The following is a 16,537-nucleotide window of genomic DNA, read 5'->3' on the forward strand; positions in this document are numbered from 1 at the left end:
TATTAAATTAAAGTTGTCGAATATTGCGTCGGGTTAGTATTGAATCAAATAGAATATAATATTATAATAATAAAAGAATCGTTAAAAACTTAATTTTTGTTAATGTTGTACGTATTATGAAATAATTCATATTCCTAAACTATACAGCAAACAACAAGTTAAAATGAGAATTTATATATATACATATATAATTAAAAAATAAATTCTAATAAATATATACAAGGGGGAAAAAGTTTTGAATAAAATTAAAGTGGCTGTAGTAGATGATAATGAAAAAATGTGTTGCCTTCTAGAAGAAATATTAAAATCCGAAGATGACATTGAGGTTGTAGGAAAAGCCTATAATGGAATAGAAGGGGTAAAGTTAATTAAAGAAAAGCAACCAGATGTTGTATTATTAGATATTATAATGCCACAGTTAGATGGCCTTGGTGTATTAGAGAATGTTAATAAAGATTCACAAATTAACAATCCACCAGTATTTATAATGATCTCTGCAATAGGTCAAGAGAGAATAACAGAAAATGCATTAAATTTAGGAGCAGAGTATTATATAATGAAACCCTTTGATAATGAAACGATTGTAAGACGTATCAAACAATTAAAAGGCAGATTTGAATTATTAAACACTGAGAAAAGAAGAAATTCCATTTTCGAAAATCATTCATCATCTTCTAAAATGCTAACAAATAGAAGTCTTGAAACAGAAGTGACAAGCATTATACATGAGATAGGTGTTCCAGCTCATATAAAAGGATATCAATACCTTAGAGATGCAATAATGATGTCAATAAACGATATGGATATGTTAAACTCTATCACAAAATTATTATATCCATCCATAGCTAAAAGACATAAAACGACTCCTAGTAGAGTTGAAAGAGCCATTCGACATGCTATAGAAGTTGCTTGGAGTAGAGGAAAAATGGATACCATTGACAAATTATTTGGGTATACAATTAATAATGGAAAAGGTAAACCAACAAACTCTGAATTTATTGCATTGATTTCTGATAAATTAAGATTAGAATTAAGAGTAAGTTAAAATAAAGCATAAGCGGGACTTAAAGTCTCGTTTTTTTTTATTTAAAATGTTATATAATTATCAAAGATTAAATAAAAAAAATGAATATAAATATACCATAAGAGCAATAATACTTATGTTGAAAGGAGGAATTATTTTATGATGAATTTAAATGAAATAGAATTACAAAACTTAAGACACATAATTGGTGCACATGAAACTGCATCTGCAAAGATGAACGATTATGCTCAAAGATGTAATGATCAACAAATAAAACAATACTTCCAACAATCTGCTCAATCTGCACAACAAACAAAACAACAATTAATGTCTTTCTTACAAGGCTAAAAGGAGGGATAAACATATGATGCAAGAAAAAGATATGGTGAATGATGCGTTAAGTCAATTAAAGAGTAGTTTAACTACTTATTCTACTGCTATTTCGGAATGTGATAATCAACAATTAAGACAAACATTACAACAAATAAGAAATCAATGTGAACAGTCTCAGTATGAATTATATCAAATGGCAAAATCAAAGAGTTTATATCAACCAGCACAACAAGCTAATCAACAAGAGATTCAACAAGTTCGTTCACAACACCAAGGTATGAATTAAAAGTGAGAATGGCTAGCCCTTTGGGGAGAGCCATTTTTTAAATTTTATAGTTAATTCTAATCATATTTTATAAAAAAATAGTAATATTGAATTATTGAACAATAAAATTATTCATGTCATTATATAAAATATACTAATCATACAATTTGCACTAATAAATTAAAAAACAAATTAATCTGAAATATTCTAAGTTTATTTTCTTACTAATCTATTCAATAGTTATTCTCATTCTTAAATTCACTAATAAAAATCTATTATTTTGTTCCAATTGAAAATCTAATTCTTCTGCTTTTTTGAGATCCGTGATCTCATCTTTAAAAATCAATATAGTTTATTATTATAATGCTTACAATAGTTTAAATAGATGCCTTAAAGAAAGTGTTTTTATATAGTCACACTATAAAAAATTCTTGCTTTTGGGGATAACAATTATCATTTAATAATAGATACTACCTATTCGTAGGTTTGTATAAATATAATTTAAAAGGGGGAAGGTTTATGTTAAGAAGTCCGCCGTCAAGGATTTACTAAAGGGTATTTTTTTGTTTTGTTTAAACTTATGGGAGGTATTAAATTATGAAAAAATCAAAAACAATAAGTATGGTTTTAGCCCTAACTTTAGTTGTTTCAATGCTATTGGGGAATAGTTCATTTGTTACAGCTACATCAACACTACTATTTAATGATGATTTTGAAAGTGGCAATGCAAATAATTGGTCAGTTCAATCTGGTTATAATGATTGGTCTGTCGTAAATGATAATGGTAATAATGTTTATTTTTCGTCTTCAACAAGTGAAGGTCGAACATTTACAGGTGATCAATCTTGGACAGACTATACAGTCCAAGCACGTGTAAAAGTAGAGAATTTTAACGGGTCAAATAGAGGCCTAGTCTGTGGAAGATATAGAGATGGTAATAATTATTATGCTGCATCATTAAGAGGTAATAATACCATTGAAATATTAAGAAAATCAGGTGGTAGTACATCAACAATAGCTTCAAAGAGTTATTCATTATCTGAGGGTCAGTGGTATGATGTAAAGCTTGAGATGGTTGGATCAACTATTAAGATGTACGTAAATGGAAGTTTAGAATTAGAAACAACTGATAATGCAATTAGTTCAGGTGGTATTGGCTTAGTTGGTAGAAATGCCAGCGTGAAATACGATGATGTTGTTGCATACACAGGATTAGAACCTACAAATCCAGAAGACCCAGAAGATCCAGAAGATCCAGAAGACCCAGAAGACCCAGAAGACCCAGAAGACCCAGAAGACCCAGAAGATCCAAATGACCCAGTAGATCCCCCAACATTGCCTTCAGGGCCAGTAAGTGGGGAGTTTATGACTAGCACTAATTTCAGTGACTTAGATAGCTATTTAATAGTTAATAAAGCAAGCGGGAAAGTATTGCATGTTACTGATGGTAATATAGACGAAAATATTAGTATTATACAATGGGAAAATAATGGAGAAACACATCAACTTTGGAGAATGGAAGATAGAGGAGATGGGTATTATTATATAGCTAATAGGTATACAGATAAGTTAGTACAACCTGTTGGTCGATCATCTCAAGAAGGTGCAGATATCGTTCAAGTAAAAAATGGAAGCAGTCAATCCCATACTTGGTATTTTGACTATTTAGGTAATGGTGAGTTCAAATTTATTAATAGAAACAATAACTTAGTTCTTGAAATAGATAATGCTTCACAAAACAATGGTGGTAACGTTGTTCAAAGAAGTTATAATGGGTCAGATAATCAAATTTGGCATATCCTAAGAGCAATACCTGAGTCTGTACAGCCAGATTTTAGTATGCAAGGATTTGCTACTGTAGGACAAGGCACAACAGGTGGTGCTGGTGGACAAAGTGTAACAGTTACAACAGCAGCAGAATTAATTGATTATATGAGTAGACCAGAACCATATATCATTTATGTATCAGGTACTATTGATATGCCAGATAATCCTAATAGCAATAGACCTTCTGATAGAATGTTTAATGTTGCCTCAAATAAAACGATTTTAGGTATTAATGATGCTCATATTCGCTATGGTGGATTAAATATTAGTAGGGCACATAATATTATTGTTAGAAATATTGAATTTTCATTAGCGAAAGACGATTGTATTAATATTGAAGAAGGATCAACCCATATTTGGATAGACCATAATACTTTTTCAAATTCATATGATGGTACAGTAGATATAAAAAGAGAAGCAGACTTTATAACAGTATCTTGGAATGTTTTCAAGGATCATGATAAAAATTCTCTTGTAGGTCATGATAATAGTCATACATTAGATAGAGGGTATTTAAGAATTACTTACCATCATAATTTATTCCAAAATACAAATCAAAGAAATCCAAGAGTTCGCTATGGCAAAGTACACTTATTTAATAATTATCTAACCAATATAGGTGGATATGGATTTGGTGTTGGTGTAGAATCACAACTTATATCTGAATACAATCATATCCAAGATGCCAATCGTGCAATGAGATATTATGATACATCTTCACAACCAGGATACTTAAAAGATACAGGAAGCATTCATAGTAAATTAGGTCATGTGTTAGATTTTAGAGAAAGTGGTATTGACTGGGATCCAAGTGACTTCTATTACTATTCTGTAGACCCAGTATTAAATGTTAGAGAATTGGTAACGACTTATGCAGGCGCAGGAATTATCGATCCAACAGATGAAAGTTATATACCTGCACCAATTGAGCCAGAGGAACCAACAGAACCAGAAGAACCAACAGAACCAGAGGAACCAACAGAACCAGAAGAACCAACAGAGCCAACAGAACCAGAAGAACCAACAGAACCAGAGGAACCAACAGAACCAGAAGAACCAACAGAGCCAACAGAACCAGAAGAGCCAACAGAACCACAAGATCCTTCTGAGTTAGAAATTTACTCTGATGACTTTGTGGGAGCAACCTCTTCTAATCTATTCACAACTTCATATAAGTCATTACCTAACGACAGTTCAAAACCAATGTATATATTAACAGGAGGAACGGTTACAGCAGGAAATGATTCATTAACATTAGATGCGGGAAGAATGACAATTGGCGCTTTATCAGATGGAGCAACATCATCAAATTATACGCCTGGTGGGGTGTTAGATCTTAGCAAACCATATAGAATTATTATAGATATTACTGAGAAGAGTGGTAATTCAGGACAAAACTTCTATGTGTATATTGACAACAATACAACAAGTATGGGGAATTCTATTCATGGTGGTTCTTCAAGAACGTTTGTCCAATCTATAGGTAACCTTAATACAGGGATACTTGTTGTTGAACCTGATGTTGGAACAAGTGAATCATTTATACAAATTCGAACTGAAAGCAATGCTTCAGTAACCATAAATGATATTAGAATTGAGTATATAGAAGAACAACCTACTGAACCAGAACAACCAACACCACCAGAAGATCCAACAGAGCCAGAAGATCCAACAGAGCCAGAAGATCCAACTGAACCAGAAGAACCTATTACACCACCAGACCCAATTGAACCTCCAGACAATGCAGATGATTTGTTTGCACTAGTAGGTTATGCGGCTATGAATGGTGGAACAACTGGTGGAGACGTAGCCATCAATGGATTAGAACCTATTATTAGATATGCAAGAAATGGTCAAGAATTAGAGGATCTCTTAAAATATAAAGTGGATGCCATGAAATATGAAGAAAGAGGAACAATCAATAGAGAAACAGGTGAGCCTTGGGTGGATCATCCAATGATTATTTATATCACAGATAAAATAACTGCAGATAACTCACCAAGCAGTAAATTTAATGTAAAAGATTTGAAAGACTTAACAATAGTCGGAGTTGGTACGCAAGGAGAGTTTGAAGGTATAGGATTTACTGTTTCTAGAGCTAATAATATAATATTTAGAAATTTATCCATTCACCATGTTAGACAAGGTGAAGGAACAGCTATAGAAATAACGGAAAGCAGTCGTAATATATGGGTTACACATAGTGAGTTCTATAGTGATATTGATGTTCATAAAGATTATTATGATGGATTAGTAGATATTAAAAGAGGGTCTGAGTATATTACCATATCTTGGAATAAATTCTATGACCATAATAAAGCGAATTTACTTGGTCATAGTGATAATGCTAGTTTAGCTCCAGATAAGGTGACATACCACCATAATTACTGGTACAATATTAACTCAAGGACACCATTAATAAGGTTTGCTGATGTGCACATGTTTAACAATATTTTTGAAGACATTATTGATACAGCAATTAATGTAAGAATGGGTGCTAGAGTAAAAATTGAAAACAACTACTTTAAAAATGCTGGTGCAGGAACTGTAGACGGAACAACGGGTCAAATTAAAGGACCGATAGGTTGGTATTATGGAAGTAATGAAACGGGTTACTGGGATGTAAGTGGCAATGTATTTGTTGATTGTCCAGTAAGCGAATATGAATCTACAATTTCAATGAGTATTCCATATTACTATCAACATGTGCTGCATTCAGCTGAAGAAGCAAGACAATTGGTACTTCAATATGCAGGTGTAGGTATAGTGAATTAGGTTTATAAAAATGAGACTCTCTTTTTGGAGAGTCTCATTTGATGTGTGGGATTAATCATTCACTTCAGTTAATCCTTTGATAGAAGGGTCTACATACATAGAATAATTGGTGTGATATATAACAAAACCTGGTTTGGATCCATTTGGTTTTTTTAAATGTTTTTTTTGAGTATAATCAACAGCAACTTTCGTTGAATTTTTTGCTTTTGAATAGTATGCAGCAGCAGCAGCAGCTTCTTCGAAAGTTTTGTCTGGCAAATCTTCCCCTTTTGATTTTACAATAACATGAGAACCAGGAATGTCTTTTGTATGGAACCACCAATCATCCCCATTAGCAAATTTTAAGGACAACTCATCATTTTGAAAATTATTTTTTCCAACATAAATATGAAAGCCATCGCTAGAGATATAATGAATTGGTTTTGAGGGAATATTATTCGTTTTTTTGTCTTTGTGTTTTTTCTTGATATACCCATAATCCACTAATTCTTTTCTAATGTATAATAAATCATCTTCTTTATCAGCAATATCTAGTGCATTATTAATAGATTCAAGATGTGTAAATTCTTTTTTTGTTTCTTCAAGCTGATCTTGAAGGGCGTCATAAGTTCTTTTTAATTTATTATATCTGTCATAATACTTTTTAGCATTTTGAGGTGGTGTTAAAGTTTCGTCTAAAGGAATTATAATATTCTCATTTGTATAGTAATTAAATGCTTCTAATTCTTTTTGTCCTTCACTTATACCATAGGCATTTGCTAAAATGATTTCACCATAAATTTTAAATTTATCTCGTTTTTCTGTATCTTTTAATTGTTTTAACTGCAAGTCATATTTTTTATAACTTCTTTCTAGAGCATTTTGAATCACTTTACGAATGTCTGAGGATTTTTGTTTGATTCTAGTAACAACGGATTTAGTGGAATAGAAGTTCTGTAAAAGTTCAGAGACAGAATCAAATTCAGTTGTTTCAAAAGAACCTAAACTTTTTAATGGAATTGAGGAAAAATCTTCGGGAATTTCATTGTTGTAATAAATTATAGGTTTATAGGTATTGCTATTTATAATGGAGAATACTTCTATAAAAGCACTATACAATGATGTTATTTCATCATTTGTTAAAGAACTAGATGCCTTAGTATCGTCAACACAAGCTCTAAAACACAGTTCAGTAGCAACTTGAGGACTTATTCCAGTTAGAGAAGTAAAAATTGCCTTTAATACAGGCATATTCTCTTTGTTTAGAATCTCTTTGAAATTTTCTAAAGAAACTATATCAAGAGGATTTGTTTTGTTTTGGTTTGGTGGGTAAAAATACTCTCTACCAGGTAATACTTCTCTTACAGAACTTACATTTTGAGAAATATGTTTTATACTATCTAAAACAGTATCCTTATCACAGAAAATAATATTACTGTGACGGCCCATTATCTCAATAATTAGTCTTTTGGTACATAAATCACCTAATTCATTATGATGGGTAATATGAAATTCTATGATTCTTTCAAAATTAGGTTGGATAATATCAACGATTTTCCCATTATTTATATGCTTTCTAAGCAACATACAAAAATTTGGAGCAGTCATAGGATTGGTCTTGCTTTCATCTGTTAAATAGATAAGAGGAAGACTTGCTTGTGCCGATAAAAGCAATTTATAAGTGTTTTTGTTGTTTTTTATAACGAGAATAATCTCATCTTTTTCAGGTTGTTGTATTTTATTTATACGACCATCTAAAATGGTTTCCTTTAATTCCGATACAATATTAGATATAACAATGCCATCTAAAGCCATTATTAAGACCTCCCTTTTACTACTTTTGATTATCTTGTAAAGTATATCATTTATAAATTCTTATGAAAAGGTTTTTCTTATACAAGTATTGTCTACACCTAAAAAGCATTGACTTGTTTATTTTACTAGGGTATAATTCCCTTAAGAATACAATAGAAGTGAGTGAGTATATTGTTAAAAAGCATGACTGGTTTTGGCAGATTTGAAAATATTAGCGAAGAAAGAAAAGTCGTTATAGAAATGAAATCTGTTAATCATAAATATTGTGATATAAATATTAGAATGCCTAAAAAACTTGCCCAATTTGAAAATGCAATGAGAACGTTAATGAAAAAGTATGTTCAAAGGGGTAAAATTGACGTATTTATTACATATGAAGATTATACTAATGGGACTTCAGCCGTTAAATACAATAGTGACCTGGCAGCAGAATATATAAAAACATTTGAACAAATGAGTCAGCAATTTGAATTAGATAATGATATAAAAGTATCCCATTTATCTAGATATCCAGATGTATTATCCTTAGAAGAAAGTTCTTTAGATGAGGACACTTTATGGGCCATAGTGGAAAATGCATTATTACAAGCTGCAAAAAATTTAGCAGATACTAGAGAAGTAGAAGGAAAGAATTTAAAGATTGATATAGAGAAAAAATTAGACCATATGAAAGAATTGCTTATAAATGTACAAGACTTATCACCAAAAGTCGTAGCGGAGTACAAACTAAAATTAGAACAAAGAATCAACGATTTATTAAATGGTCCAATAGTGGATGAAGGAAGAATCGCTACTGAAGTTGCAATCTTTGCAGATAAAGCATGTATTGATGAAGAAATTGTTAGATTAGAAAGTCATATTGGTCATATGCTTACCACACTACAAGGTAGTGATGGAATAGGGAGAAAGCTTGATTTTATTGCTCAAGAGATGAATAGAGAAGCCAATACCATTCTTTCAAAAGCCAATGATATTACCATATCTAATAATGCTATAGAATTAAAAACAGAAATTGAAAAGATTAGAGAACAAATCCAAAATATAGAATAATTTATTATAGAAACTTATAACCAATATTGTCTTTTAATTGAAAAATAAGGGCATAATTTTAAAGGAAAGGGGTTTTTATATGATTCAATTAATTAACATTGGTTTTGGTAATATTGTTAATGCTAACCGTATAATTTCTATTGTTAGCCCTGAATCAGCTCCTATAAAAAGAATTATCCAAAAAGCTAGAGATGAAGATCTTTTAATTGATGCAACTTATGGTAGAAGAACAAGAGCTGTAATCGTAACAGACAGTGGGCATATAGTGTTATCAGCGATCCAACCAGAAACAGTTGCTAATAGAATTCATTCTAAAGAAATAACTATAGACAATACAAATGAAGAGTAGTAGAATAGGTGTGATATAGATGAAAAATAAAAAAGGACTACTTATAATAATCTCTGGCTTTTCAGGGTCAGGAAAAGGTACAATTATTAAAAAACTCATTGAGGACTATAATTATTGTGTGTCTATCTCTGCAACAACAAGACAGCCTAGAGATTATGAGGAACATGGTAGGGAATATTTCTTTTCATCAAAAGATGAATTTCTTAATATGATTAATAATAATGAATTAATTGAATGGGCAGAATACTGTAATAATTATTATGGAACCCCAAAGAAATACGTAGAAGAAAAACTTCAAGAGGGTCAAGATGTTATATTAGAAATTGAAATGGAAGGTGCTTTATTGGTTAAAGAGAAGCATCCAGATGCAGTTTTGATTTTCATAACACCCCCAACAATTGACGAATTGAAAAGTCGATTAATTGGAAGAGGGACCGAAAGCGAAGAAGTTATTAATCTTAGATTGAACAAATCTTTTGAAGAAGCAGATGTGATTGAAAAATATGATTATCTAATCATTAATGATGACTTAGATACTTGTGTTAAAGATATTACGACGACAATTAATATGGAACGTAATAAAGCTGCTAGAAATAATGAGTTTATTGACTTATTAAAAATAGAGTTAAATAAAATGATTAAAGGAGAGGATTAAATGTTACATCCATCTTATTCTGATTTAATGAATATATTAAATGAAAATGTTGAAATAGGTGATGAGCCAGTAGTAAAAAGTAGATATTCAATTGTTATTGCAACCTCTAAAAGAGCAAGACAATTAATTGACGGAGATAAACCATTAGCATATTCAAAGAGTAATAAACCATTATCAATTGCAGTAGAAGAAATGAATACAGGTAACTTATACATTAAAGGTAGTGATGAGTAGGGTGGAGTTATTAACTCCACTTTTTTACGTATTATTATATAGGTTTTTAAAATAATATTTTAGAATTAATAATATACAAAGGAGATATTTATGGCTAAAAGATATGCTGATATTATTATAGATATATTACACCAAGACTTAGATAAAACATTTCAATATATTATTCCAGAGATGTTACAAGATAAAATAGCAATAGGAACATCAGTAGAAGTACCTTTTGGTAAAGGGAATAAGCTAATAAAGGGTTTTGTTATCAATATATCAAATAAACCACAAATAGATCCAAGTAAATTAAAAGAGATTCATAAGAGCAGCAATGAAAAAGTTAATATTGAGTCCCAGTTGATTCAATTGGCTTTATGGATGAGTAATCAATATAGTTCCACTATTATATCTGCATTAAAAACTGTTCTTCCCATCCATCAAAAAATCAAACATAAAGAAGAAAAAAGAATTCACTTAGTAATAGATGATACCAAATGTAAGGAATTAATTGAGTCGGCTAAGAAAAAAAATCATGTGGCTATTTTAAGGTTGATGGAAACCTTAAAAGAAAAATCCAATTTGGACTATACCTATGTGACTAAAAACTTAAAAATTCCCTTAGCTACCTTGAAAAAATTAGAATTAAATCAAATCATAGAAATTATAAGCAAAGAAAATTATAGAAAGCCTCATAACTTTAATAAAAATCAATCCTATACTCAACCTACCATATTTCAGCAGAAAATAATTGATGAAGTGGTTAGTGATTATTATAGTGAAAAATTTAAAACCTATTTGCTTCACGGGGTAACTGGTAGCGGAAAAACAGAAGTTTATATGAGGATTATTGAAGAAGTATTAAATTCTGGTAGGCAAGCCATTGTTCTTATTCCAGAGATATCTCTAACCCATCAAACCGTCAAACGATTTTATGAGAGGTTTGGAGAAAAAGTTGGTGTCATTCACAGTAAGCTCTCCCAAGGAGAAAGGTACGATCAATACGTTCAAGCTAAAAATGGGGCTATACAAATAATGGTTGGACCTCGTTCAGCGTTATTTGCGCCTTTTGAAAACCTGGGAATAATCATTATAGATGAAGAACATGAAACCACCTATAAGAGTGACACAACACCTAAATATCATTCCAAAGAAGTTGCAATAAAAAGAGCAGAAATCTCTAATGCCAGTGTTGTTCTAGGGTCTGCAACACCTTCAATGGAAAGTTATACAGAGGCACTAGAGGGTAATTATAAATTGCTGGAATTAAAGGAACGTATAGACAATAGACCATTACCTACTGTGTCTATTGTTGATATGAGAGAAGAATTGATACAAGGGAATAAATCTATGCTAAGTGAAAGTCTACGTTCATCTATATTGGATAGATTAAATAAAAAAGAGCAAATCATTCTTTTTATTAACCGAAGAGGGTATTCGCGCTTTGTTTCTTGTAGAGAATGTGGTTTTGTTATAAAATGTGATCATTGTGATGTTGCCTTTACCTATCATAATAATGGCAAGTTAATATGCCATTACTGTGGTAAAAATATATCTATGCCTAGTACTTGTCCCAGCTGCAAATCCAAGTATATAAAGCAATTTGGAACAGGGACACAAAAAGTAGAAGAATATATACAAAAAGAGTTTCCAAGGGCTAGAATACTTAGAATGGATACAGATACCACAAGTAAAAAAGACAGTTACGAACAAATACTTACGAAGTTTGGAGACGGCAGGGCAGATATTCTAATAGGCACTCAAATGGTTGCAAAAGGTCATGACTTTCCTAATGTAACATTAGTAGGTGTTTTGGCTGCTGATTTATCTTTATATATGAATGACTATAGATCTAGTGAACGCACTTTTAGTTTGCTTACACAAGTAGCAGGACGTGCAGGTAGAGGAGCTATAAAAGGGGATGTTATTATTCAAACCTATTCTCCAGAACATTTTAGTATTCAAAATGCCAGGATGCAAGATTATAATAACTTCTATAATGAGGAAATTTCGTATAGAAGAATTATGAACTATCCTCCTTTTACAAATATAATGGTTATACTATTAATATCAGAGGATGAGAATCTTGTCATAAAAACGTCTTATGAGCTTGTAAATTTAATAAAAAATATGTTGGATTCTACGAATTGTGATATAATAGGACCGACACCTGCTTCTATATCTAAAATGAATAATTTATTTAGACAAGTTATTTATATAAAAGCAGAAGAGTATAATAGACTACTTGAAATTAAAAAGAAAATAGAAATTATAAATGTTGAAAATAATAAATATAATAATATGGCAATGCAATTTGATTTTAATCCATTGTTCAGTTATTAAAGACATAAGTTGGAAGGAGTTTTAAAAAATGGCAATAAGAAATATTCGTGAAGATGGCGATGAGGTTTTAAGGAAAAAAGCAAGAGTGGTTGAGAGTATAACAGATCAAGTAAAAGTGTTAATTGATGATATGATTGAGACCATGTATGATGCAAATGGTATTGGGTTAGCAGCACCACAAGTTGGGATACTTAAAAGAATAATTGTTATTGATATTGGAGAAGGTCTTGTTGTTTTAATTAATCCGGAGATTGTTGAAAGAAATGGTTGTCAAGTAGGGATTGAGGGATGTTTAAGTATTCCGGGGACACTTGGTGAGATTGAGAGACCAGAGTATGTTAAAGTTAAAGGGTTGAATAAAGAGGGAGAGACTATTTTTGTAGAAGGTACGGAGTTGATGGCTAAGGCTTTGTGTCATGAGATTGATCATTTGGATGGGGTTTTGTTTACGGATAAGGTGATACGTTTTGTTGATGGTTATGATGAGGATGAAATGGAAGAGTAGAAGTTAAGAGCGTTTTTTTGTGAGGGGTCGGTCCTATGTGGCTTTCTATAAAAAACAGTTCCGTTAAATATTTCAAGTAAATCTAAGTGGGCTAGGATGTATATTTCTAAGCCTTAAGAACTCCCTTCGGTCAAACACTTAAGGCTTTTGACGAAATATTCATCTACGCCCTACTAAGATTTACTAGTGAAATATTTAAAAGTCACTTTATTTTTATAGAAAGTCACATAGTCTGTCCGTGTTAGACTCGTGCTTCGCACATTGTTGTTGGGCTCGTGCTTCGCACATTGCTGTTAGACTCGTGCTTTCACATTGTGAATTCATAGAGAATTCATATTGTGGGGTTATGATGGTTCTTGAATAATTATTTTATTTTTGGTTAGGAGAGATTTGATGAAAGTTATTTTTATGGGTACGCCTGATTTTTCTGTTCCTACTTTAGAGGCCCTTATTGAGTCTTCTCATGAGGTTATTGGGGTAATTACTCAGCCTGATAAGCCTAAGGGTAGAGGGAAGAAGATGGTAGTTCCTCCTGTTAAAGAGATGGCTATCAAACATGGGATTCCTGTTTATCAGCCACTTAAGGTTAGAGATAAAACGTTTATTGAATTTGTAAGGAGCCTTAATCCTGATGTTGCGGTGGTTATTGCTTTCGGTCAAATTTTGAGTTTAGAGTTGTTAGAAGTGCCTAAGTTTGGTTGTATTAATGTTCATGCTTCATTGCTTCCTAAGTATAGAGGGGCGGGGCCTATTCAGTGGTCTGTTATTAATGGAGAATCTGAGACTGGAATTACCACCATGCATATGGATGTTGGTATTGATACTGGTGATATGATTTTTAAAGATATTGTAAAGATAGAAGCAAAAGAAACAGGTGGGTCTTTACATGATAAGTTGTCTACGTTAGGTGCCAATACTTTATTAAAAACCCTTGAAGCTTTAGAAAATGGGTCGGCGCCACGAGAGAGGCAAGTGGATGAGGAATCAACTTATGCACCTATGTTAAGTAAGGAATTAGGGTTAATTGATTGGAGTAAGGATGCCGTTGAGATTGAAAGGCTTATTAGAGGTCTGAATCCTTGGCCAAGTGCTTATAGCTATCTAGATGGGAAAATGGTAAAGATCTGGGATGGAGATGTTATTTCATCAAACAATAAGAGTATAGGTGAAGTCATCCATATAGATAAGTCGTCTATTATTGTTCAAACAGGCAAGGATGCCCTTGCAATTAAGGAACTTCAGTTAGAAGGTAAAAAAAGGATGACAACAGAAGAGTTTTTAAGAGGATATAAAGTTGATTTAGGTGTTAAATTAGGATAGAAAGGTGTGATTATTATGGATTGGTATGGTTCAATGATTATTTTATTACCAGCAATTTTGCTTTCTTTTTATGCACAGTCAAAGGTGAGTTCAACCTTTAATAAATACAGTAAGGTGAAAAATTTAAATGGCTATACAGGTAGAGATATAGCGGAAAGTATACTTAGAAATGCAGGTTTATTTGATGTTAGAGTTGAAAGCGTTAAAGGTAACTTAACAGATCATTATGATCCTCGTAAAAAAGTTGTAAGATTATCTGACTCAGTTTATAATTCAACATCTATTGCAGCAGTTGGTGTTGCAGCCCATGAATGTGGTCATGCATTACAAGATGCAAAAGGATATGCTTTTTTAAAATTTAGACATGCAATTTTTCCAGTTGTAAGTTTTAGTTCTAATCTAGCAATGCCATTAATATTTTTAGGGTTCTTTTTAGATGCATTTAACCTTATCCAATTAGGTGTTATTTTATTTGGTGCAGTTGTGTTATTTCAATTAATTACTTTGCCAGTAGAATTTAATGCGTCAAGTAGGGCCATTGCTATTTTAGACAATAATAATTATTTGTCTGCAAATGAAGTTAAACCTGCTAGAAAAGTTCTTAATGCAGCGGCATTAACATATGTTGCAGCAGCTATTGTAGCAATTGCTAATTTATTAAGATTTCTAATTATATTAAACGGGAGAAGAAGATGACAAATCAATCACAAGTTAATCTTAGATTAATGGCACTAAGTGTTTTAGATGAAATTATTAAAGACAATCGATTCAGCCATAAAGTTCTTAATCAAGTTCTTAAAAATCACCAAGAATTAAAAAAACAAGAGAGAGCTTTTATTACTAGATTGGTTGAAGGGACATTAGAAAATTTAATATATCTTGATTATGTAATTAATCAGTTTTCAAAAACAAAAACAAGTAAAATGAAGACAACGATTTGTAATATTTTAAGATTATCAGTATATCAATTAATGTTCATGGAGAGTGTGCCAGACTCTGCAGTCTGTAATGAAGCAGTAAAATTGGCAAAAAAAAGAGGCTTTGTAAAATTATCTGGTTTTGTTAATGGTGTCCTTAGAAATATAGCAAGATCTATAGATAATATCTCATTACCAAGTGAAGAAAAGAACCCTATTGAGTATTTGTCCGTTCTTTATTCTTTTCCAGAATGGATTATTAAGATATGGTTAGAAGAATACGAATATGAAGTTGTTAAAGAAATTTGTATAGCAAGTAATAGCATTCCTGAAACAACAATCCGATGCAATAAAACAAAAATCTCTCCAACGGAGCTAAAAGAACGTCTTGTCAAAGAAGGGGTTAATGTTAAAGAAGGTCAGTTTTTAGACTATGGATTTAACATATCCAACTATGATTATCTTGGTAAGTTAGATACCTTTAATAAAGGGTACTTTCAAGTTCAAGATGAAAGTTCAATGCTTGTTGGAGAAGTAGCTGATCCTAAGAAGGGTGACCTTGTAATAGATGTATGTGCCGCACCAGGTGGTAAGAGCACCCATATAGCTGAACTATGTGGAGAGTGTCATGTTGTTTCTAGGGATTTAACTTATGATAAAACAGAACTGATCAATGAAAATGTAAGAAGGTTAAATCTTACTAATATAAAAGTTGAAAAATTTGATGCCTTAGAATTAGATGAAAATTTGATAGGTAAAGCAGATATTATTTTAGCTGATTTACCTTGCTCTGGTTTGGGAATAATAAGAAAGAAACCAGATATTAAATACAATGCAAATGAAAATCAAATTACTTCTTTAATAGAGTTGCAAAGAAATATTTTAAAAGTGATACAAGAGTATTTAAAGCCAGGAGGAATATTGGTTTTTAGTACTTGTACAATTAATAAAAGAGAAAATGAAGACAATGTAAAATGGCTGATTGAGAATTTAAACTTTGAAATTGAAGATGCAAGAGCATTTCTTCCAGAAGTTTTAAGAGATGAGCGCCATAAAGGGTGTATACAGATCCTACCCCATCAATTCAATACAGATGGTTTTTTTATAGCTAGACTTAGAAAACTGTAATCATATAATTAAAAATAAAATAATAAATAAAAAGAT

Annotated in this window: 14 protein-coding genes; 13 read left to right on the forward strand and 1 reads right to left on the reverse strand. The window is 31.5% G+C overall.

Features of this window, described 5'->3' with window-relative positions; all coding sequences use genetic code 11:
* Window positions 1-235 precede the first annotated feature (235 nt).
* From spo0A to EDC18_RS01145, 4 genes are all read left to right on the forward strand, one after another.
* On the forward strand, window positions 236-1,045 hold the full coding sequence (gene spo0A / locus EDC18_RS01130) for a sporulation transcription factor Spo0A (protein WP_132249408.1): 810 nt from the start codon (window positions 236-238) through the stop codon (window positions 1,043-1,045).
* Window positions 1,046-1,183: 138 nt separating this feature from the next.
* On the forward strand, window positions 1,184-1,372 hold the full coding sequence (locus EDC18_RS01135; RefSeq protein ID WP_132249410.1) for a hypothetical protein: 189 nt from the start codon (window positions 1,184-1,186) through the stop codon (window positions 1,370-1,372).
* 16 nt (window positions 1,373-1,388) lie between these two features.
* Window positions 1,389-1,643 carry a spore coat protein gene (locus tag EDC18_RS01140; protein WP_442929336.1) on the forward strand — a complete coding sequence of 85 codons (255 nt, stop codon included), beginning with the start codon at window positions 1,389-1,391 and terminating at the stop codon, window positions 1,641-1,643.
* Window positions 1,644-2,219: 576 nt separating this feature from the next.
* Window positions 2,220-6,224, forward strand: a complete 4,005-nt coding sequence (locus EDC18_RS01145) for a pectate lyase family protein (RefSeq protein WP_132249412.1) — start codon at window positions 2,220-2,222, stop codon at window positions 6,222-6,224.
* Window positions 6,225-6,275: 51 nt separating this feature from the next.
* Here EDC18_RS01145 and EDC18_RS01150 read toward each other — a convergent pair whose 3' ends face one another.
* On the reverse strand, window positions 6,276-8,018 hold the full coding sequence (locus tag EDC18_RS01150; protein ID WP_132249414.1) for an Rqc2 family fibronectin-binding protein: 1,743 nt from the start codon (window positions 8,016-8,018) through the stop codon (window positions 6,276-6,278).
* 171 nt (window positions 8,019-8,189) lie between these two features.
* On the opposite strand from EDC18_RS01150, the gene EDC18_RS01155 reads away from it, so the two are divergent.
* The 9 genes from EDC18_RS01155 to rsmB all read left to right on the forward strand — a co-directional run bounded on the left by EDC18_RS01155 (window position 8,190) and on the right by rsmB (window position 16,501).
* Window positions 8,190-9,068: a YicC/YloC family endoribonuclease gene (locus EDC18_RS01155; RefSeq protein WP_132249416.1), complete on the forward strand. Its 879-nt coding sequence runs from the start codon at window positions 8,190-8,192 to the stop codon at window positions 9,066-9,068.
* 79 nt (window positions 9,069-9,147) lie between these two features.
* On the forward strand, window positions 9,148-9,417 hold the full coding sequence (gene remA, locus EDC18_RS01160; protein WP_132249418.1) for an extracellular matrix/biofilm regulator RemA: 270 nt from the start codon (window positions 9,148-9,150) through the stop codon (window positions 9,415-9,417).
* A 19-nt stretch (window positions 9,418-9,436) separates the two neighbouring features.
* Window positions 9,437-10,072, forward strand: a complete 636-nt coding sequence (gene gmk, locus EDC18_RS01165) for a guanylate kinase (protein WP_132249420.1) — start codon at window positions 9,437-9,439, stop codon at window positions 10,070-10,072.
* A complete protein-coding gene (gene rpoZ, locus EDC18_RS01170) occupies window positions 10,073-10,306 on the forward strand; it encodes a DNA-directed RNA polymerase subunit omega (protein WP_132249422.1) in 234 nt (77 codons plus the stop codon).
* Window positions 10,307-10,396: 90 nt separating this feature from the next.
* Window positions 10,397-12,631, forward strand: coding sequence for a primosomal protein N' (priA, locus tag EDC18_RS01175; protein ID WP_132249424.1), 2,235 nt, complete (start codon window positions 10,397-10,399; stop codon window positions 12,629-12,631).
* A 28-nt stretch (window positions 12,632-12,659) separates the two neighbouring features.
* Window positions 12,660-13,136: a peptide deformylase gene (gene def / locus EDC18_RS01180; RefSeq protein WP_132249426.1), complete on the forward strand. Its 477-nt coding sequence runs from the start codon at window positions 12,660-12,662 to the stop codon at window positions 13,134-13,136.
* Between the two features lie 393 nt (window positions 13,137-13,529).
* Window positions 13,530-14,456, forward strand: coding sequence for a methionyl-tRNA formyltransferase (fmt, locus tag EDC18_RS01185; protein ID WP_132249428.1), 927 nt, complete (start codon window positions 13,530-13,532; stop codon window positions 14,454-14,456).
* A 15-nt stretch (window positions 14,457-14,471) separates the two neighbouring features.
* A complete protein-coding gene (locus tag EDC18_RS01190) occupies window positions 14,472-15,152 on the forward strand; it encodes a zinc metallopeptidase (protein WP_132249430.1) in 681 nt (226 codons plus the stop codon).
* The gene (rsmB, locus tag EDC18_RS01195; RefSeq protein ID WP_132249432.1) at window positions 15,149-16,501 is read left to right on the forward strand and encodes a 16S rRNA (cytosine(967)-C(5))-methyltransferase RsmB; all 1,353 of its coding nucleotides are present in this window, start codon (window positions 15,149-15,151) and stop codon (window positions 16,499-16,501) included. Before EDC18_RS01190 ends, rsmB begins: the two co-directional genes overlap by 4 nt.
* Window positions 16,502-16,537 lie beyond the last annotated feature (36 nt).

It is taken from the genome of Natranaerovirga pectinivora (assembly GCF_004342165.1).
GTDB lineage: Bacteria > Bacillota > Clostridia > Lachnospirales > DSM-24629 > Natranaerovirga > Natranaerovirga pectinivora.